Source organism: Porphyrobacter sp. HT-58-2, from assembly GCF_002952215.1.
Taxonomy (GTDB): domain Bacteria; phylum Pseudomonadota; class Alphaproteobacteria; order Sphingomonadales; family Sphingomonadaceae; genus Erythrobacter.
This window is the reverse complement of record NZ_CP022600.1, coordinates 3,119,476-3,138,494: the sequence shown is the minus strand read 5'-3', so window position 1 is coordinate 3,138,494 and position 19,019 is coordinate 3,119,476. Positions and strand designations below refer to the sequence as shown.

At 65.1% G+C, this 19,019-nt stretch carries 22 protein-coding genes; 13 read left to right on the top strand and 9 right to left on the bottom strand.

What is annotated here, in order from left to right; translation table 11 throughout:
• Positions 1-39: 39 nt before the first annotated feature.
• The 4 genes from CHX26_RS14840 to CHX26_RS14825 are packed head-to-tail and all read left to right on the top strand — an operon-like array spanning position 40 to position 3,576.
• Positions 40-1,152, top strand: coding sequence for an ABC transporter permease (locus tag CHX26_RS14840; RefSeq protein ID WP_104943042.1), 1,113 nt, complete (start codon positions 40-42; stop codon positions 1,150-1,152).
• Positions 1,152-1,958, top strand: coding sequence for an ABC transporter ATP-binding protein (locus tag CHX26_RS14835; protein ID WP_104943041.1), 807 nt, complete (start codon positions 1,152-1,154; stop codon positions 1,956-1,958). The genes CHX26_RS14840 and CHX26_RS14835 overlap by 1 nt, the downstream gene beginning before the upstream one ends.
• A 50-nt stretch (positions 1,959-2,008) precedes the next feature.
• Positions 2,009-2,959, top strand: a complete 951-nt coding sequence (locus CHX26_RS14830) for an MlaD family protein (protein WP_104943040.1) — start codon at positions 2,009-2,011, stop codon at positions 2,957-2,959.
• A gap of 14 nt (positions 2,960-2,973) precedes the next feature.
• The gene (locus CHX26_RS14825) at positions 2,974-3,576 is read left to right on the top strand and encodes an ABC-type transport auxiliary lipoprotein family protein (RefSeq protein WP_104943039.1); all 603 of its coding nucleotides are present in this window, start codon (positions 2,974-2,976) and stop codon (positions 3,574-3,576) included.
• A gap of 3 nt (positions 3,577-3,579) precedes the next feature.
• Here CHX26_RS14825 and CHX26_RS14820 read toward each other — a convergent pair whose 3' ends face one another.
• Genes CHX26_RS14820 through crcB form a run of 6 tightly spaced genes read right to left on the bottom strand, consistent with a single transcriptional unit; the run spans position 3,580 to position 7,396 of the window.
• Positions 3,580-4,284: an ATP12 family chaperone protein gene (locus CHX26_RS14820; RefSeq protein ID WP_442956912.1), complete on the bottom strand. Its 705-nt coding sequence runs from the start codon at positions 4,282-4,284 to the stop codon at positions 3,580-3,582.
• The gene (locus CHX26_RS14815; protein ID WP_104943038.1) at positions 4,281-4,520 is read right to left on the bottom strand and encodes a hypothetical protein; all 240 of its coding nucleotides are present in this window, start codon (positions 4,518-4,520) and stop codon (positions 4,281-4,283) included. Before CHX26_RS14815 ends, CHX26_RS14820 begins: the two co-directional genes overlap by 4 nt.
• Positions 4,517-5,179: an HAD-IA family hydrolase gene (locus CHX26_RS14810; protein WP_104943037.1), complete on the bottom strand. Its 663-nt coding sequence runs from the start codon at positions 5,177-5,179 to the stop codon at positions 4,517-4,519. The genes CHX26_RS14815 and CHX26_RS14810 overlap by 4 nt, the downstream gene beginning before the upstream one ends.
• On the bottom strand, positions 5,176-5,778 hold the full coding sequence (locus tag CHX26_RS14805) for an FMN-binding negative transcriptional regulator (RefSeq protein ID WP_104943036.1): 603 nt from the start codon (positions 5,776-5,778) through the stop codon (positions 5,176-5,178). Before CHX26_RS14805 ends, CHX26_RS14810 begins: the two co-directional genes overlap by 4 nt.
• Positions 5,778-6,986, bottom strand: a complete 1,209-nt coding sequence (locus CHX26_RS14800) for an RluA family pseudouridine synthase (RefSeq protein WP_104943035.1) — start codon at positions 6,984-6,986, stop codon at positions 5,778-5,780. Before CHX26_RS14800 ends, CHX26_RS14805 begins: the two co-directional genes overlap by 1 nt.
• Entirely contained in the window at positions 6,983-7,396 is a 414-nt protein-coding gene (gene crcB, locus CHX26_RS14795) for a fluoride efflux transporter CrcB (RefSeq protein ID WP_104943034.1), read from the bottom strand. Before crcB ends, CHX26_RS14800 begins: the two co-directional genes overlap by 4 nt.
• A gap of 229 nt (positions 7,397-7,625) precedes the next feature.
• Here crcB and rpsU point away from each other — a divergent pair, with 229 nt between their 5' ends.
• From rpsU to CHX26_RS14750, 9 genes are all read left to right on the top strand, one after another.
• Entirely contained in the window at positions 7,626-7,832 is a 207-nt protein-coding gene (gene rpsU, locus CHX26_RS14790) for a 30S ribosomal protein S21 (protein ID WP_017664771.1), read from the top strand.
• A gap of 137 nt (positions 7,833-7,969) precedes the next feature.
• Positions 7,970-8,557, top strand: coding sequence for an FKBP-type peptidyl-prolyl cis-trans isomerase (locus CHX26_RS14785; protein WP_104943472.1), 588 nt, complete (start codon positions 7,970-7,972; stop codon positions 8,555-8,557).
• A 13-nt stretch (positions 8,558-8,570) separates the two neighbouring features.
• Positions 8,571-8,873 (top strand): Asp-tRNA(Asn)/Glu-tRNA(Gln) amidotransferase subunit GatC, encoded by a 303-nt coding sequence (gene gatC / locus CHX26_RS14780; RefSeq protein WP_104943033.1) that lies wholly within the window; start codon positions 8,571-8,573, stop codon positions 8,871-8,873.
• A gap of 127 nt (positions 8,874-9,000) precedes the next feature.
• Positions 9,001-10,482, top strand: a complete 1,482-nt coding sequence (gene gatA, locus CHX26_RS14775; RefSeq protein WP_104943032.1) for an Asp-tRNA(Asn)/Glu-tRNA(Gln) amidotransferase subunit GatA — start codon at positions 9,001-9,003, stop codon at positions 10,480-10,482.
• Between the two features lie 10 nt (positions 10,483-10,492).
• The gene (locus CHX26_RS14770) at positions 10,493-11,443 is read left to right on the top strand and encodes a class I SAM-dependent methyltransferase (RefSeq protein ID WP_172449858.1); all 951 of its coding nucleotides are present in this window, start codon (positions 10,493-10,495) and stop codon (positions 11,441-11,443) included.
• Positions 11,443-11,640, top strand: coding sequence for a hypothetical protein (locus tag CHX26_RS14765; protein ID WP_104943030.1), 198 nt, complete (start codon positions 11,443-11,445; stop codon positions 11,638-11,640). The genes CHX26_RS14770 and CHX26_RS14765 overlap by 1 nt, the downstream gene beginning before the upstream one ends.
• A 35-nt stretch (positions 11,641-11,675) precedes the next feature.
• Positions 11,676-12,653, top strand: coding sequence for a class I SAM-dependent methyltransferase (locus tag CHX26_RS14760; protein WP_104943029.1), 978 nt, complete (start codon positions 11,676-11,678; stop codon positions 12,651-12,653).
• Between the two features lie 30 nt (positions 12,654-12,683).
• Positions 12,684-14,180, top strand: a complete 1,497-nt coding sequence (gatB, locus tag CHX26_RS14755; protein ID WP_104943028.1) for an Asp-tRNA(Asn)/Glu-tRNA(Gln) amidotransferase subunit GatB — start codon at positions 12,684-12,686, stop codon at positions 14,178-14,180.
• Between the two features lie 13 nt (positions 14,181-14,193).
• Positions 14,194-14,652, top strand: a complete 459-nt coding sequence (locus CHX26_RS14750; RefSeq protein WP_104943027.1) for a tRNA (cytidine(34)-2'-O)-methyltransferase — start codon at positions 14,194-14,196, stop codon at positions 14,650-14,652.
• Between the two features lie 6 nt (positions 14,653-14,658).
• On the opposite strand, the gene CHX26_RS14745 is transcribed toward CHX26_RS14750, so the two are convergent.
• The 3 genes from CHX26_RS14745 to CHX26_RS14735 are packed head-to-tail and all read right to left on the bottom strand — an operon-like array spanning position 14,659 to position 18,940.
• Entirely contained in the window at positions 14,659-16,158 is a 1,500-nt protein-coding gene (locus tag CHX26_RS14745) for a TolC family protein (RefSeq protein WP_104943026.1), read from the bottom strand.
• 2 nt (positions 16,159-16,160) lie between these two features.
• Entirely contained in the window at positions 16,161-17,192 is a 1,032-nt protein-coding gene (locus CHX26_RS14740) for an HlyD family secretion protein (RefSeq protein ID WP_233997192.1), read from the bottom strand.
• Positions 17,193-17,194: 2 nt separating this feature from the next.
• The gene (locus CHX26_RS14735; protein WP_104943025.1) at positions 17,195-18,940 is read right to left on the bottom strand and encodes an ABC transporter transmembrane domain-containing protein; all 1,746 of its coding nucleotides are present in this window, start codon (positions 18,938-18,940) and stop codon (positions 17,195-17,197) included.
• Between the last annotated feature and the right edge of the window lie 79 nt (positions 18,941-19,019).

The following is a 19,019-nucleotide window of genomic DNA, read 5'->3' as shown; positions in this document are numbered from 1 at the left end:
CTTGCGAGGGGGCAAAAATCGCCCCATAGCCTGTCAGCGATGCAGGTTGCCGCCGAATACACGCTGGAGGACGAAGGCGCGCATGGCTCGCGGCTGGTGCTGTCGGGGCATCTGACGCTGGCTGCGATCGGCCCGCTCGAACGCGGCCTGCGCGACCTGGCCGGGCCGCTGCGCAGCATCGATCTGGGCGCGGTCGAGGAAATCGACACGGTCGGGGCATGGCTGGTCTGCCGCCTCGCCCGCCAGCACGATTGCGACATTACCGGCAAAAGCCCCGCGGCCGAGCGCCTGCTGGAGGCAGTGCGCAATATCGAGGAGGGCGGTGATACGCACGCGGCCCGTCTGCCGGTATGGGAACGCGTTCCCGCAGCGGTGGGCGAAAAGGTGTATGGCGCGCGCGGCGGGGTCTACCGGGTGGTCGCCTTCTTTGGCGAAATCCTGATCGGCGTGGCCAGCCTGATCGGCAACCCGCGCCGTTTTCCGGTGAAGGCGCTGGTCCACCAGATGGAGCTGGTGGGCGTCACCGCGCTTCCGATCATCGGCCTCATGAGCTTCCTGATCGGCATCGTCATTGCCCAGCAGGGCTCGGTGCAGCTCGAACAATTCGGGGCGGAGGCGCTGACGGTCAACCTCGTCGGGCGCATCACCCTGCGCGAACTGGGCGTGCTGATGACCGCGATCATGGTCGCGGGCCGTTCGGGCAGCGCCTTTGCCGCGCAGCTCGGCACGATGAAGCTGACCGAGGAGATTGACGCGATGCGCACGATCGGCATCTCGCCGATCGAGGTGCTGGTGATCCCGCGCATTCTGGCGGCGACTTTCATGATGATCCTGCTGGGCTTCTATGCCTCGCTGGTGGCGATCATCGGCGGGGCGGTGGTGGGCGACCTTGCGCTCGGCATTCCGTTCTTCACCTTCCTGCTGCGTATTCAGGAGGTTGTGCCGACCCATGATCTGTGGGTCGGCCTGATCAAGGCGCCGGTGTTCGGGTTGATCGTGGCACTGGCGGGATGCTTTCACGGTTTGCAGGTGCGCGGCAATTCCGAGGAAGTCGGCCGCCGCACGACGATGGCGGTGGTTTCGGCGATCTTTGCCGTGATCGTGCTCGACGCGTTCTTCGCGGTGTTCTTCACCGAAGTGGGTTGGGGCTGATGCGGGTCAACGCGCACCTGGACGACGATACCCCCCCGATCGTGATCGAGGGGCTGGTGAACCGTTTCGGCGATTTCACGGTGCATGACGGGCTGGATCTGACCGTGCGGCGCGGGGAAATCCTTGGCGTGGTGGGCGGATCGGGCAGTGGCAAATCGGTGCTGATGCGCTCGATCATCGGCCTGCAGCGGCCCGCCGCAGGCCGGATCGACGTGCTGGGGCGCACCATCACCGAAGTCGATCTGGATCAGGGCATCGGCGTGCGGCGGCGCTGGGGCGTGCTGTTTCAGGGCGGGGCGCTGTTTTCGACCCTTACGGTGGGCGAGAATGTCGAGGTGCCAATCAGGAAATACCACCCCCAGCTCGATCCCGAATTCCGGGCCGAGATCGCGCGGTACAAGGTCATGCTGACCGGCCTGCCCGAGGACGCGGTGCAGAAATACCCGTCCGAGCTTTCCGGCGGGATGAAGAAGCGCGCAGGGCTGGCGCGGGCGCTGGCGCTGGATCCCGAACTGCTGTTCCTCGATGAACCGACCGCCGGGCTCGACCCGATCGGTGCGGCCAATTTCGACCGCCTGACCCGCGAGCTTCAGGAAACACTGGGGCTGACGGTGTTCCTCATCACCCATGACCTCGATACGCTTTACGAGATCTGCGACAGGGTGGCGGTGATCGCGGAAAGGAAGATCATCGCGGTCGGGACGATCCCCGAATTGATCGCTACAGGGCATCCGTGGATCGAGGAATACTTCAACGGCCCTCGCGGCCGCGCGGCCCATGCCTCGCATATGCGGAGGGTGGAATGAGCCAGAGAATGTTGGACATAGCGGCCCGCCGGGCTTCATAGGGAACGCACATGGAAACCAGAGCCAATCATCTGTGGGTCGGTGCGGTCACGCTTGCGCTGCTGGCCGCGCTGGCGATGTTCATTGTCTGGATCGCGCGGCTGGGGCAGGGCGCGCAGGACGAATTCGACATCTTCTACGGTCAGTCGGTCTCGGGCCTTGCCAATGGCAGTCAGGTGAGTTTCGCCGGTGTGCCGGTGGGGCAGGTTACCGATATTGCGCTGGCCAAGGGCAATCCCGAATTCGTGCGCGTGCGCATCAAGGTAAAAGATGATGTGCCGATCCTCGTCGGCACGCAGGCGACCATCCAGGCAAGCTTTACCGGGGTGTCCACCATCCTGCTCGATGGCGCGCGCAAGGGCGCTCCGCCGATCACCTGCGAGACCACCGCCTGCCCCGAAGGCCGCCCGGTGATCCCGCCCGGGCGCGGCGGCTTTGGCGAGATCGTCGCCAACGCGCCGCTGCTGCTGGAACGGCTGGCGACCCTGACCGAGCAATTGAACACCATTCTCGGCCCGGAAAATCAGGAGGAAATCGCCGGCATCCTGCGCAACACCAACCGCCTGACCGGCGGGCTTGCCGATGCCAGCCCCGAACTCACCCAGAATCTCAAGGAATTCCGCACCACCATGGAGGAGTTCAACCAGACGCTTGATGCGGTCGAAAAGCTGGTGCTGACGACCGACAATCTGGTGAACAAGCAGGGCGAGCCGCTGGCCGAAGAACTGCGCGGGACGCTCAGATCGGCCAATGCCGCGCTCGCCTCGCTGTCGGCGACGCTGGAAGATACCCGACCCGCCGCCCGCCAGCTGCGCACCAGCACCTTGCCCAATGCCGAGGCCACGCTGGAAGACCTGCGCGCCACAAGCCGGGCGCTGCGCTCGATCACCGAAAAGCTCGAAAGCGAAGGCGCGGGCGCATTGGTGGGCGGCAAGGCGCTGCCAGACTACAAGCCTGAGTAAGGGAGACTGATCGCATGAATATCCGCCACCGGTCGTCCCCGATCGCGCTTGCGCTGCTGCTGCTGGCCCTGCCGGGCTGCATCAGCCTTGGTGGAAAGCCGCCCGAAAGCCTGCTCACGCTCAGCCCCGCGGCGCGCGCATCGGCGGGGCCGGGCGTCGCCCCCTCGGACACGCGTCCGGTGATTGCGGTGCTCAATATCGACACGCCGGCCAAGCTTGATGTGTTGCGCGTGCCAGTGGCAGTGACCGATACCGAGCTGGCCTATCTGCAAGAGGCATTCTGGGTCGAGAAGCCCGCACGCCTGTTCCGCCGGCTGGTGGGCGAGACGATCCGTGCGCGGGGGCAGGCGATGGTGGTCGATGGCGACGAGACCACGGCACTCGCCACCATGAGCCTGCGCGGAACGCTGATCGACATGGGCTATGAGGCGCGCGGATCGGCAGTCGTGGTGCGTTTTGATGCGGTCAGGATCGGGGCTGATGGCGCCGTGACCACGCGCCGCTTCGAAGCCCGCGAGACCGGTGTTCCGGCCCAGGCCAGCGCCGTGGGCGCGGCGCTCAATGCGGCAGCGAACCGGGTGGCAGCGGATGTCGCCGATTGGGTGGCGGGCGGGTAGAGCTTACTTCCGCGCCAATCGTGCAAAGGCGCAAGCGCGCAGGAAATCGGCTTCGCGCACGCGTCGGCGTTCCTCCGCCTCCCAGTCGCGGCCCCACAGATCGGCCTGCCATTCCTCTTCCAGGCACACCGCCTGCCACAGGGCCAGCGGTTCATCCTCATGCACGGCATCGAAAGCAGCAAGCGCCGTCACCAGCGAGGCGGCGAGCTTGGTCATCGCTTCCACCCCAGCCAGCGCGAAGGGATCAAGCGAAAGCAGTTTCGCCTCGAGCGCCGCAAGCGTTTCAGGCGGCTGCGGGCGGTGCAGCACCCCGCTGACCCGCGTCAGGGTGATCCGATGCGCCGCCTCGAAAGCGGCCAGCAACGGCTCCCACACCTCTTGCTGGCGGGCGTGGAGCGGCTCGTCAGGGTCAGCGCGGTAACAGAGCGTGTCGGTCTCGGCATAGGCGATCAGCCCGCGCGCCACGCTGGCCGGATTGGCAGCAACAATGTCGATGGCGTAATCGGCCATGTCGCGCAAAGGGAGGCTGGCGGGGTCGATCTTGTCGCCCTGCCGCGCCCATTCCGCCGCCAGCGCCTCGCCAAGGGCGCGTGTGGGGGCAAGTTGAGCTGCACCGCCGACGGTCTTGACCCCGCGCCCGTCGAGCATCACCTGCCAACCGCCCGCCACCTCGGCGAGGTTCACATCCTTGTAGAACCGGCGAATCATCGGCGCTTTTCGTCTCCGGCCTTCCACGCCCGCGAAATGACGATGGGGATGACGAAGAACTCGACAAAGCCCAACACGGCGAGACCCACACCAGCGAGGTAGGGCAGGTCGATCAGGCCGCGCACGATGGCAAAGCCAAGCATCACCATCGCCACCCCGCCGAACCGCACGGCGGTGATGACGATGAAGCGGTTGCGTGCGCGCGTCTCGGCGATTTCACGGGGGGACTTGCTCATGGCAGGGTCTCTTCAAGGGCAGCGGCAAGGGCGGAAGCGGTTTCGACCACGCGGGCCGCGCCGCTGGCCAGCAGTTCATGCGCGCCGTGGTAGCCCCAGTCGACCCCGATCGCTGCCACGCCGATGCTGCGGGCCATCGCCATGTCAAAGCTGGTGTCGCCGATCATCACAGCCTCGTGGCGGTCTGCGCCTGCTTCGAACAGCGCGGCTTCCAGCATCGCGGGATGGGGCTTGGACGGGTGGCGGTCAGCGGTCTGGAGCGACACGAACAGATCGGCGATACCATGCGTCGCAAGGCAGGCGGCAAGGCCCCGGTCCGACTTGCCGGTGGCGACCGCAAGGCTCCAGCCGTCCGCGTGCAGCGTCCGCAGAAGATCGGCGATGCCGTCATAAAGCGGCTCGTCCAGCAGGCCTTCTTCACGCCGGGCGCGAAAGCTTGAGCGGTAGAATTCGGTGACGGCGGCGTTCTGTGCCTCGGACAGAGACGGGGCGAGGCTGCGCACGGCCGCGGGCAGGCTGAGACCGACAATCCGGCGGACCGCCTGATTATCGGGCGCGGGCAATCCGGCGCGGGTGAAGGCGCGCTCCATCGCCCAGCAGACATCGGCCTGCCCGTCGACCAGCGTGCCATCGCAATCGAACACCGCGAGGCGGGTCATGCCGCAATCTCCCGCACCAGGTGCGCGAGCGCCGCATGCCCCGCGGCTTCGAGCCCGTCCGCGATCCGGGTGCGGTCTTCCGCGCTCTTGTTCTGCGAGAGCTTCAGCGTGGGGCGCCAGGCCAGCACTTCCAGTTCGAAGCCGACGATGCCCCGAAACAGGCCGGACCAGACCTTTTCGGAGGATTCCTCCGCCCGCCATGGCGCACCGTCCAGCCGCCCTTCATGCTTGGCGATGGCGGCGTGGAGAAACGCCTCCAGTCCCTCGTCCGCCATGCTCCGCACCCGGCCTTCGAGTTCGAGCGCGATGTAGTCCCACGTCGGCACCGTGTCGCGGTTCGTATACCAGCGCGGGGAGACATAGGCGTCCGGGCCATTGACCACGATCAGTGCATCGGCCCCGGCGGCAAGGTGCCGCGTCAGGGCATTGCCGCGTGCGAGGTGGAATTGCACCGCCCCGTCGGTGGTGGAAAGCAGCGGGGTGTGCGCCACCCTCGGCCCGTCAGGCGTGGTCGCGAAGACCAAGCCGAAGCCGATTGCGTCGATCAGGCTTTCGCACAAGGCGCGGTCGTTGGTCCGGTAGAGCGGGTTGGGGTGCATCAGCGGCCGGGCTTCCGGGGCTTGCCGGGCTTGGCCGGAGCCTTGCCCGCCGTTCTGGCCTTGGCCTTGGCCTTGGGCTTCGCCTGCGCCTTGGCGGCCCCGCGTGCGCGGCGGGGCGCGCGTTCTTCCTTGCGTGCCTGCTTGAAGTGGCGGCGGGCGGCCTGCTTCTTTTCCTCCGCCGTCTTTTCCGGCGTTTCCTCGCGCAAGGGTGCAGCATCGGAGAGCGCCGGATCGAAGCCCAGCACTTCCATGCTCGCGGCAAAATGGGGCGGGAGCTCTGCCGTCACGTCGAGCTTGCCGCCGCTTCCTTCCCCCGCCTTGGGCTCGCTGATGATGAGGCGGCGGGCGTGCAGGTGCATCTTGCGGCTGACCGCGCCGGTCAGAAAGGCGTCCTGCCCGCCATATTTACCATCGCCCACGATCGGGTGGCCGATCGCCGCCATGTGGACGCGCAGCTGATGGGTGCGGCCGGTAAGCGGTTCCAGTTCCACCCACGCCGCGCGCTGCCCTGCGCTGTCGACCACGCGGTAACGGGTCTTGGCCGCGGCGCCACCTTCCTCGTCGATATGCATCTTCTCGCCGCCGGTGCCGGGCTGCTTGGCAAGGGCTGCGTCGATCACGCCTTCGGACAGTTGCGGCTTGCCGACCACCAGCGCCCAATAGACCTTGCGCGCGGAGCGGCTGGCGAACCGCTTGGAGAAGCTCGCCGCGCTGCCCGGCGTGCGGGCGATCAGCAGGACGCCGCTGGTATCCTTGTCGAGCCGGTGGACGAGCCGCGGGCGCGGGGTGCGTTCGTCCTCGACAAAGGCATCGAGCAGTCCGTCAACGTGCTTGGTGGTCTTGCTGCCGCCCTGTGTGGCAAGGCCGGGGGGCTTGTTGAGCACGATCGCGCTCGGCGTCTCGCGGATCACCATGTCCTTGGCCTCGGCGATCTGTTCGGGCGTCAGTTGGAGGGCGCGCGGGGCAGCGGGCTTGCGGCCCGGAGCATCCTCGCCGCCCGGCGGAACGCGCAGCACCTGCCCTTCGCTCAGCCGATCTTCCGGCTTGGCGCGCTTGCCATCGACCCGGATCTGCCCGGTGCGCGCCCAGCGCGAGACCGTGGCAAAGCCGACCTGCGGCAGATTGCGCTTGAACCAGCGGTCAAGACGGATGCCGTTATCATCCTCGCCGATGGTGAACTGGCGGACATTGTCGCTCTTGTCGGTCATTGCATACTCTGTGCGGCGACAAGGCCGATGATCATGGCCGCCATCCCGGCGATCAGCGACGCTGCGGCATAGCCGATTGCCAGCCCCGCCTGCCCGCGGTGCAGCATGGTCACCATCTCGGCGGAAAAGGCGCTGAAGGTGGTGAACCCGCCCAGCAGGCCGACACCGATCAGCAGCCGCCAGGGCTCTGCCGTCTGCGGGCTGATGCTGCCACGCGCCAGCCAGCCGACCAGCACGCCCATTGCGAGGCTGCCCGCGATGTTCACCGCCAGCGTCCCCCAGGGAAAATCATTGCCTGCTCCTGCAAGGCCGCTGACGAGGCGCCCGACATGATAACGCAGCACCGATCCCGCCGCGCCGCCAGCGGCGACGGTCAGGCTTGCAAAAAGGGGGGTTGGTTCTCCGGCCATGCCACGCCTTTAGCGAGGCCTTGGCGCTCTGCATAGCTTGGCCGAACCGCGCAAGAGCGCGCGAATGCACTCTGGCGGCTTGCCATTTTGTCGCTGTTGGACTATCGGGGCGCGGTTTGGAGGGCGGCTCCCCATGGGAATCGCCCGCTTTTCATTGGAAATTCACCGCTCACCCTTGCGCAGAATCATGCAAGGCTCTGGCGTATCGAGAATGAGGTAGTCGTCGTTTATGCAAATCATGGTTCGCGATAACAATGTCGATCAGGCCCTGCGCGCGCTCAAGAAGAAGCTGCAGCGCGAAGGCGTTTATCGCGAAATGAAGCTGCGTCGCCACTACGAAAAGCCGTCGGAAAAGCGCGCCCGTGAAAAGGCTGCTGCCGTGCGCCGCGCCCGCAAGATGGAGCGCAAGCGGATGGAGCGTGACGGGAGCAAATAATCCCGTCGTCAGGCGCGTTTCCGGCGACGGAACCGCTTGAATACCCCTTTCGGATCAGCCATCAGGGCGCGGCTTATCCCCGCGCCCTTTTGCCGTCACAACGCGGCGTGAAGGTGCCGCTCATCAGGACCGTAACCATGACCGAGATTACCCGCGTTCCGATCAAGCCCGTTGCCAAGGGTTCGCTGACCAAGCTGTGGATCGGGGTGATCCTGGCCGTGCTGGTAGGGGCGGGCCTGGCCTGGGCCGCCGTGCCGCGCGGGGTTGATCTCGACACCGAAGTGGCCGGCACCGGTCCGGTCGCCAAGCTGGGCGATGTGGTGTTCATCAAGTACAAGGGCAAGCTCGCCTCGGATGACACCGTGTTTGACGAATCGCGTGATATTCCGCTGCCGGTCGAAGGGCTGTTCCCCGAAGGCACGCCCTTCCCGATCGAGGAAGGGGCGACCGTCCCGGGCTTCTTCGAAGGGCTCCAGCAGATGCAGAAGGGCGGGAAGTATTCGCTCTTCATCCCCGCCGACAAGGCCTACGGCGCAACCCCGCCTCCGGGCGCGCCGATCCCGCCCAATGCCGATCTCGTCTTCGAGGTTGAGGTGGTGGACATCATGAGCCGCCAGACCTTCGAGCGGAACCTCCAGATCCTGCAGCAGACCATGCAGCAGCAGATGGGTGGCCCGGACGGTGCGGCCCCCGGCGGCGCGGCTCAGGCGCCTTCGGGCCAGTAAGGGGCGAGGGCATATGTCGGTCGACAAGGCAACCGTTGCCAAGATCGCGTCTCTGGCGCGCATCCGCATGGATGACGAAGCGCTCGAACGCATGGTGCCGGAACTCAACGGGATCCTGCAATGGGTCGAGCAATTGGGCGAAGTCGACGTTACCGGCATCGAGCCGATGGCGGCGGTGATCCCCAACACGCTGCGCCTGCGCGATGACGTGATCGATGCCGATCCGCTGACCGGCGGCGGCAAGCAGGGCGATGTGCTCGCCAACGCGCCTGCGGCCGAGCACGGCTTCTTCGGCGTTCCCAAGGTGATTGAGTGAATTTGCGCTTTGTCCGCCTGTCCCCCTCCCGCTCGCGGGAGGGGTTAGGGGTGGGCACGAACAACCATACCCCCGCGCGCGGTCAGGCCCACCCCCGGCCCCTCCCGCAGGCGGGAGGGGAGATGAAATGACTGACCTGACCTCTCTCGGTGTCAAAGAAATCCGCGACGGCGTGCGCGATGGCAGCTTCACCGCGCGCGAAGTGGCCGAGGCCTTCAACACCGCCGTGGCCGAGGCTGCGGCGCTCAACGCCTTCATCGTCACCACCCCCGATCATGCGCTCGCTGCCGCCGACAAGGTCGACGCCGCGCGCGCGGCTGGCGAGCAACTGGGCCGCATGGCGGGCGTGCCGATCGGCATGAAGGACCTGTTCGCCACCCACGGCGTCCAGACCACTGCGGCTAGCCACATCCTCGAAGGCTTCACCCCCCGTTACGAATCCACCGTCAGCCAGAAGCTGTGGGACGCAGGCGCGGGGATGCTGGGCAAGCTCAATCTCGATCAGTTCGCGATGGGATCGTCGAACGAGACGAGCTATTTCGGCAATGTCACCTCGCCGTGGAAGAAGGCCGGTAGCAACGCCGCCATGAGCCCCGGCGGTTCCTCGGGCGGGTCTTCCGCCGCCGTCGCCGCGCGCATTGCGCCTGCCGCGACCGGGACCGACACCGGCGGCTCGATCCGCCAGCCCGCCGCCTTTACCGGCATCTGCGGCATCAAGCCCACTTATGGCCGCTGCTCGCGCTGGGGCATCGTCGCCTTCGCCTCGAGCCTCGATCAGGCCGGGCCGATGGCGCGCTCTGTCGAGGACTGCGCAATCATGCTCGGCGCGATGGCGGGATTCGATCCGAAGGACGCGACCAGCCTCGACATGCCCGTGCCCGACTGGGAAGCGGCTCTCAACGCCGACCTGCGCGGCAAGAAGGTCGGCATCCCGCGCGAATACCGGATGGACGGCACCGATCAGGCGATCCTCGATTCGTGGGAGCAGGGCAAGGCATGGCTCAAGGACGCGGGCGCGGAGATCGTCGACGTCTCGCTGCCGCACACCAAATATGCGCTGCCCGCCTACTACATCGTCGCGCCTGCCGAAGCGTCGAGCAACCTCGCCCGCTATGACGGGGTGCGCTATGGCCTGCGCGATCTGCCCGATGGTGTCGGCCTGCAGGACATGTACGCCGCCACCCGCGCTGCCGGGTTCGGGGACGAGGTCAAGCGCCGCATCCTGATCGGCACCTATGTGCTCTCGGCGGGCTTCTACGACGCCTATTACACCCAGGCCCAGAAGGTCCGCGCGCTGGTCGCCCGCGATTTCGAGCGCGCCTTCGAGCAGTGCGACGTGATCCTCGCGCCGACCACGCCGACGGCTTCGTTCCCCTTGGGTTCGATGAACGAAGACCCGCTGACGATGTACCTGAACGATGTCTTCGCGGTGCCGGCCAGCCTCGCAGGCCTCCCCGCTATGAGCGTCCCCGCCACGATCAACGCCGACGGTCTGCCGCTCGGCCTCCAGCTGGTTGGCCGGCCGTTCGACGAACAGGGCGTGCTGAATGCAGGGCTGGCGATCCAGAGCCGCGCGGGCTTCACCGCAAAGCCGGAGAAGTGGTGGTAGGAATGCACGCGTGGCCTCGCCCTTGCTGAGAGCGACTGCCGATGCGGTCGCGGCGATGGTCGTGACGCTCGGCGCACCCCTGTTCAGAGCGGTTGGGAACTGGCCTGCAAACTTTCCGCGCTATCTGAAGCAGGCCGACAAGGTGGGCGTGCAGTGGCGTTCCACCCACTATTATCACCCCACCTATCGCGATGCCGACCTGCCCGCCGATGTGACGCAGCCGCGCGATCTGCCGGGGGTCGATCTGAACACGGCGGCGCAGCGCGAGCTTCTCGCTTCCTTCGCGTTTCAGGACGAACTTGCGCAGCTGACTGCGCCCGAAGCTGGCCGGCCTGCCTTTCGTTATGATGCGGGCGGTTATGGTTCAGGGGATGCCGATGCGCTCTATGCGATGCTCCGCTACCTGAAGCCGGCGCGGATGATCGAGGTCGGGTCGGGCAATTCCACACTGGTTGCGGCCAAGGCGCTGGCCCGCAATGCAGCCGATGGCCAGGCGTGCGAACATATCTGCATCGAACCTTATGAAAAGCCGTGGCTGGAGTCAGTGGGTGCCAAGGTGATCCGCAAAAAGGTGGAAAGCCTGGGCGCGGACTTCTTCGACCGGCTGCAGGCGGGCGATGTGCTGTTCATCGATTCAAGCCACGTCATCCGCCCCTTCGGCGACGTACTGACGCTCTATCAGGCAGTGATCCCGCGCCTTGCCAAGGGCGTGATCGTCCATGCACATGACATTTTCACGCCCTTCGATTATCCCGAAACATGGCTGCGAGCCGAGCGGCGCCTGTGGAACGAGCAATATCTGCTGGAAGCCATGATCGCCCACTCCCCGCGTTATCGGGTGCGGCTGGCGATGCACTGGTTGGCGTTTCATCACGCACCGCTGCTGGCGCGGGCCTTCCCTTCGCGCGACGTGGAGGATTACTGGAGCAACAGCGCGTTCTGGTTCGAGGTGGTTGAATAATGCTGTTCGCGATCATTTTCCTCATCGCTTTCATTGTGATCGCTGCTTTCGCGTTCTATCTGTCGCGGACGATCGAGCACGGGGAAGCACGGTTTGACACGAGCAGTCCCGATGCGGGCGCCGATAGGGCGCGCGGCGATGGGAGCGGGAGCGACGACGCGGCCGGGAACGGCGGTGAACACGACATGCCGGTGTGACGGCATCGGCGAGCAAGCTCGGGATACAGCGGACAATGACGACGATCACATACACGATCTGCCGGGTTTGCGGCGCCAGCGAGAGCCTCAGCGCGTTCCCCGCGGCCGAGCGGATGTTCGGCAACGGGGAGGTCTTCGACTATTTCCAGTGCGGCAAGTGCGGCACGGTCCAGATCGCCGAGGTGCCGGACAATCTGGGGTACTATTACCAGTCCGACAGCTATTATTCCTTCAACAACCTGCGCCGCGAACAGCCACTGAAGGCGCTAGTGAAGCGCGTGGTAGCGGCCAATATCATCGGCCGGCCGCAGCGCTATCCGCGCGGGCACGGTATGATCGACCGGCTGCGGCGCGGCTGCCAGCCGTGGATAGCGACGATTCCGGGCCTGACGCTGCAATCGCGCATTCTCGATGTTGGTTGCGGGGAGGGTGCAAGGCTCGACGATCTCGCCCGGCTGGGGTTCACGGATTTGGCGGGCATCGACATGTTCCTGCCCGAAACCGCAGTCGGTACACGCCCTAATGGCGTGCGGCTGATGAGCGGCGATCTGGCCGATCATGACGGGCAATATGATCTCATCACCATGCACCACTCGCTCGAGCACGTGCCTGATCCGCGCGCGCTGCTGGTTGCCGCGCGCGAGCGGCTGGCGCCGGGCGGGTCGATCTTCGTGCGCATTCCGCTGCTGCAACCGGACATCTGGTCCCGCTTTGGTGTGGACTGGGTGCAGCTCGATCCGCCGCGCCACCTCTACCTGTTCGCGCCGGATGCGTTCCGCGCCTATGCTGCAAGCGCGGGCCTTGGCGAGGTGGGCTCAGGCACGGACACCATGGGCTGGTCGCTCGCCTGGAGCGAGGCCTACCGCAAGGGCATCCCTATGGTCGGCGTGGGCGGCAAGCCCAACCCCTTGCCATTCACCGCCGAGGAAATGGCCCGGTTCGAGGCCGAGGCTGAGGCACTCAATGCTGCGGACAAGGGTGACCAGGGCTACTTCGTGCTTCAGCCAGCTTGACTGGGGCGCAGGCCAATCTAGATCGGCTCCATGAGCAACTATCGCATCCAGGGTGCCACGGGCGAATGGGAGGTCGTGATCGGCCTTGAAGTCCATGCGCAGGTCACGAGCAACGCCAAGCTGTTCTCCGGCGCGGCGACCGCGTTTGGCGCGGAGCCGAACTCGCAGGTCTCCCTCGTCGATGCCGCGATGCCGGGGATGCTGCCCGTGCCCAACCGCGAGTGCATCCGTCAGGCGGTGCGCACCGGCATGGCGATTGAAGCGCAGATCAACGCGTGGTCGCGTTTTGACCGCAAGAACTACTTCTACGCCGATCTGCCGCAGGGCTACCAGATCAGCCAGCTTTATCATCCGCTTGTGGGCGAAGGCTCGCTGCTGATCGAGGCGGACGAGAAGGCTGGCATCCTCGAAGACAAGATCATCGGCATCGAGCGCATTCACGTCGAGCAGGACGCAGGCAAGCTGATGCACGATCAGCACCCGACCATGTCCTATGTCGACCTCAACCGCTCGGGCGTGGCGCTGATGGAGATCGTCTCCAAGCCCGACATGCGTTCGCCTTCCGAAGCAGGGGCTTACCTCAGGAAGCTGCGGGCGATCCTGCGCTATGTCGGCTCGTGCGATGGCAACATGGAAGAAGGCTCGATGCGCGCCGACGTGAACGTCTCGGTGCGTCGTCCGGGCGAGCCCTTCGGCACCCGCACCGAAACCAAAAACGTCAACTCGGTGCGCTTCGTCATGCAGGCAATCGAGCATGAGGCGATGCGGCAGGTCGATGTGCTGGAAGCGGGCGGCAAGGTCGATCAGGAAACCCGCCTGTTCGACCCCGGCACCGGCACCACGCGCACGATGCGCAGCAAGGAAGATGCGCACGATTACCGCTACTTCCCCGATCCCGACCTGTTGCCGCTGGTGCTGGAAGACGACTTCCTCGCCGAATGCCGCGCCTCGCTGCCCGAACTGCCGGATGCCAAGCGAAAGCGTTATGTCGAGGTGCTGGGCCTCACCCCCTACAACGCCCGCGAATTGACCGCCGAGGTCGAGACCTTCGCCCGCTTCGAGACGCTGCTGGCCGAAACCGCCAAGGCTACGGCCAAGGATGAAGCCAAGGTTGCCACGCAGGTCGCCAACTGGTCGCTCTCGGTCGCGCCGGGGGTGCTGAAGGCCTTGGGCGATGACGCCGACCCCGCCAACGCCACGGCGGCCGCGCAAGCCGCCATCCTCGCGATGGCCGACAAGGGCGAGATCAGCGGCGGGCAGGCCAAGGAGATCTTCGAGATCGTCCTCAAGACCGGCCGCGATCCGCAAGAAATCGCGGAGGCCGAGGGGCTGAAGCAGGTCTCCGACACCGGCGCCATCGAGGCCGCGGTCGATGCGATCATCGCCGCCAATGCCGACAAGGTCGAACAATACCGCGCCGGCAAGGAGGCCCTGTTCGGCTTCTTCGTCGGCCAGACGATGAAGGCGATGCAGGGCAAGGCCAACCCGCAGGTGGTGAACCAGCTGCTGAAGGACAAGCTGGGGTGATGCGAGCGGCCTGATGGGCCTCGCCATCATCCTCGTCCAGCCCGAGATCCCCGGCAATACCGGGGCGGTGGGGCGCACCTGTGTGGCGCTGGATATGGAGCTGATCCTGATCCACCCGCTGGGCTTCGAGATCAGCGACAAGCGGGTGAAGCGCTCCGGCCTCGATTACTGGCCGCACGTGCGCCTGACCGAATATGCCAGCTGGGGTGCGTTTCTGGATGCGCGCAGCCCCCGGCCGGAGCAGCTGTTCCTGTTCGAGGAATTCGGTGCGCGCTCGTTCTATGAGCCGGACTATCCCGAAGACGCATTTCTTGTATTCGGTCAGGAAACCAAAGGTATACCGCGCAGCATTATTGCGCAGCATGAAGACCGCCTCTTCAACCTGCCGATGCGATCTGAGTTGATCCGCTCGCTGAACCTCGCCAACACGGTATCAGCGGCCGCCTATCAGGCGCTGCGGGGGAAGATTTGAACCCGCTTATTCCAGCCCCAGCGCGGGAAGGTTCATCGTCGCTGCGTTGTAGCTGGCTTCGGCCAGCCGTCCGGCAACATCGGCCCGGATGGCGCTGATCTGGGCGTTGGCGGCGGTTTCTTCCCGCACGTTGACGAGGAAAAAGTCGCCCGCGCCCAGCCGGAAACGGGTGCGTTCGGCCTGCACCATCTGATTGGCCTGCTTGACTTCGGCATCGGCGAGATCGGCGAGTTTCAGCGCCGCCGACAGATTGGCGAGAATATTGCCGACTTCGGTGGTGATCTGATCGGCGATACGGCGCTGACGCAGTTCGGTCTCGCGCAGTTCGGCCTCGGCGCGTTGCAGCCGTCCGCGCGCTTCGCGACGCTGGAGCGGGACAGTGAACGTCAGGCCGACCACCGCATCGGTCGAATCGAATCCCGGGCCGCCCGGCCCCAGCGCACCGAAATCGCGCGACAATTCGACACTGGCATTGAGCGAGGGCTGCAGATCGTTGCGCCGCAGTTCCACCCGGTTGTTGGCGCGTTCAATCGCCAGCCGGAAAGTCTCAAGCTCGGGGCGACTGCGGATCACTTCGTTCAGCGGCTCTGTTACCAGCGCTTCCATCGGCGCAACGCCCCTGAGCTTGTCGAGATCAGGCAGCATCTCGCGGGTCGGCACGATCATCTCGCCCGCCGAATTGCGCAGGTAGAACCCGAGCGAATTGGCGGCAGTGGCAAAATTGCGTTTTGCCTCTTCCAGCAGCGATCGGCGGCGCAGCAGGTTCTGTTCGTTTTCGGTCAGCGCGATCCTTGCGCGGGCGCCTTCCCGGACTTCACGGGTGAGCCCGACCTGGCGTGCCTCCGCGATTTCGAGCAGTTCCTCGAATACCCGGATTTCCTCGCCCGCGCCGACCCAGCGCCAATAGGCGCGCAGCGCCTCGTGCTGGACGTTCAATTGCACCAGCAAGACATCAAGTCGCGCCTGACTGGCGGCCAGCCGGGTATCCTCGATTGCGAAGCGGCGCGCATCGATATCGCGATTGCGGAGCAGCGAAAACAGCGCGCCGACCTTCGCTTCGCCCAGCGCATTGGTGTAGTTGATGTTCTCGTAGGTCGGAAAGATGCCGTCCGAGACGCGGTAGCTGCCGAACACCTCCGCGCCATAGGGGCGCAGCGGCTGGCGGGCTTCGACCTTGCCGAACCCGCCCGAATAAAAGCCGGTCAGGCGGTCATAATACTCGCCCTTCAGCATCAGGTCGAACGCCCCGTCAGCCGACAGCTGATCCGATCGTGCAGCAGCCTCGCGCTCGAAGGCTTCGAGGATGGCGGGAAAGGTCAGCGCCGAAGATCGCAGCACTTCATCGGGCAGCAGCGGCCCGGTGGTCAGTGCCACGTCAAGCGGATCGCCGACCGGCGCAATGTCCTGCGCCAAGGCCGGTGCAGGAGCCAGCGCCAGCGCCATTGCCCCGGCCATGCCGGTGCCGAGCAGCGCGGTCTGCCGCAGCAAGGCCCATGCGCGTGTCATCGTCAGTTCGTCTGCCTGCTGCTCTCGGCTGGTGTGAGTTCAGGCGGGAAGTTGTTGAGCTGACGCCAGATCTCGTAGCCGACCGGCACCGTCTCAAGCAGCACCCAGGCCTGCACTGCTGCGCCGAAGCGGACATAGCGTTCTTCGGGCCAGCGGTATTCTTCGGTGGTGTCCTCGGCAATCAGGACGCGGAACCGGCCATTGACCTGCGCCGACTGATCCACCGCGATAACCCGGCCCCCGAAGGTGCCGATCGCGACCGAGGGCCAGCCGGAAAACTGCACCGCAGGCCAGCCTTCGAACTGGATACGGGCCTTGTCGCCCTTTTTCACCAGCGCAACATCGCGCCCGTCGATGAAGATTTCGATCACGCGCTCGGCCCCGTCAGGGACGAAGGTGGCGAGCACATCACCGGCCCGGATGAAGGTGGCGGCGTCCCCTGCGTTGAGGCTCTGGATGAAGCCGTCGCGCGGCGCGCGCACGATCTGCACCGACTGGCGCGAGATGTTGACATCGGCGCGGTTGAGATCGGCCTGGTTGGCTGCGACGCGCGCCTGCATGTCGGCAACCTTGATCTGCGCCAGTTCGTAATCGCGCCTTGCGGCAAGGCCGGCCTCGAACAGTTCGCGGCTGCGGCGTTCGTCGATCTGGGCGGTGGCCAGGGCCGACTGGGCGGCCTGCAACTGCAGTTCGATCTGGCCGCGTTCGGCACGCAGACGGTCGAGCAGCTGCGGATCGATATCGGCGATGCGGACGATGGGATCGCCCTTCTTCACCGAAGAACCGTCACGCACGTACCATTCCTCGATCCGGCCTGGCACCAGTGCGTTGATGTCCTGCTTGCGTTCGTTCGGACTGAGCGTGGTCACGACCCCGCGGCCGGTGGTGGTTTGCACCCACGGCACATAGATCAGGAACGCGACCGAGATGACCATGGCGGCCAACAGCATGATGAACACCGCGCTCATCACCCGCGGCGTCTTGATCGAGGCCAGCGTGGTGAAATGGGCCATGTCTTCCTTGAGCGTCGCCATGCTTATGCGCCTCCCTTGCCAAGCGGGGTACCCGGGGTGGGGACGGATTGTTTCATGGCGCGCCTGAAATCTTCGAAATTGTCGAAATAGCGTTGCTGCCGAGGCTCGAGATACAGGAAGCGGTCGAAGCCCAGATCAGTGTTGCGGTTGGAGAAATAGATCACGGTCGAATAGGCCTGCTGGCGCAACTCTGCGACGGCGCGTTCGATCGGTTCGGGGTCGAGCAGGTCGAACAGGCGGCTCAGCACCAGAATGCGCGGCCGCTCCAGCAGAGCGTTGGCCAGCTTGAGCTGCTGCAGTTCGACCGACGACAGCGGGTAGCCGGTCGATGCAAGCGGGGTGTCGAGACCCTTTTCGAGCATGGCAATGGTGTCGGCCAGTCCCACTGTTTCAAGCGCACCGAGCATCCGCTGCGGGGCAGTATCGGGGCAGGACAGGGCGAGATATTCGCGGATCGTCATCTCGACGATGGTCGGACGGTCGAGCACATGGACGTTCTTGCGCAGGTGGTGCGCTTCGATTGCCTTCATGTCGACCCCGCCGAGCGTCGCGATCCCGGCTTGCGGGAGCTCGTGCAGTTTTAGCAGGTTGGAAAACAGACGCTGCACGCCGTGCTGGCTTGATGAGGCCATGATGATCGCGCCCGAGGGAATTTCCAGATCGAACCGCACTTCCTCATGGCGGGCCATGCCGCGCACGCCATGCAGAATGATGGTGTGATCCGGGCTGTCGAAGGGGTCTTCACCCTTGGGCTGTTCCTGTTCGACATCATAGAACTGCGAGATTTCCTCGACCGCAGCGAACAGATCGTAGAAATAGGCGAGATAGGTGCCCAGCTGGGCGATCCCGATGAACGCTGCCGACAGCACCAGTTCCGCCGCAACCAGCTGGCCAAGCGTCAGCTCGTTCTCGATCACCAGAAAGCCGCCCAGTCCCAGCAGTGCAGCGCTGGCCCCGGCATAGGTGACGAGCAGGGTCACAGTCTGGGAAAACAGATGCCGGAAATGACGCTTGCGCTCGTTGATGTAGATGCGCGTGTGGTCATCCGTCTTGTCGAGCGCGTAGTCGATCCGGCGCTGTGACTTGAAAAAGCCGTTGGAGCTGCCGATCGTCTCCAGCCAGTAGGCGGTGGTGTGCTTGGCATGGCTGACGTCGATCGCAGTGCGCAGCGCCCGGCTTCCCCAAACGACCCAGACGATCCATACCAGCGCGGCCATCACCAGCGTGAAACCAAGGAAATAGGGGTGATACAGCGATACCAGGACAAAGCCGACCGCGATCTGCAGCAGAACTGTAAAGCCGCCGATGAACAGGTTGGGGACGAGCGACTGGACGTAGATCACATCGAAATAGCGATTGAACAGCGAGCTTTTCTTCACGTCGCCGAAAAAGGGGTTCTGGGCATAGACTGAAATCAGAGAGATTTCCGCCACCATCCGGGCGTAGAACCGGCGCGCGAAGATCTCCATCAGGTGGATGCGCAGGGCATAGAGCAAGCTCGAAATCAGCAGCAGGCCGAACAGCGTCAGCGACAGCATCACCAGCGGTGCGCGCATCGCTGTGTTGGCGATGGTGTTGATCAGCATCTGCACCGAAATCGGCGTGGCGAGCGAAAGCAGGCCGATGCCTATGCCGTAGACCACGGCCAGCCAGTAGAAATTCGCTTCAGGTTTCAGGATATCGAAGAAGATCCTGAAGAATTTGACCAGCGAGATTTTCGAGCCGTAACTCTGGCCTTCACCTGCCATGGCAGCCTTTCCGTGCGAAACCTGTGTTCAAGCGACCCGTCGCCCGGCCGAAATGGCGCGTGCGAAAACGTCAATGCAT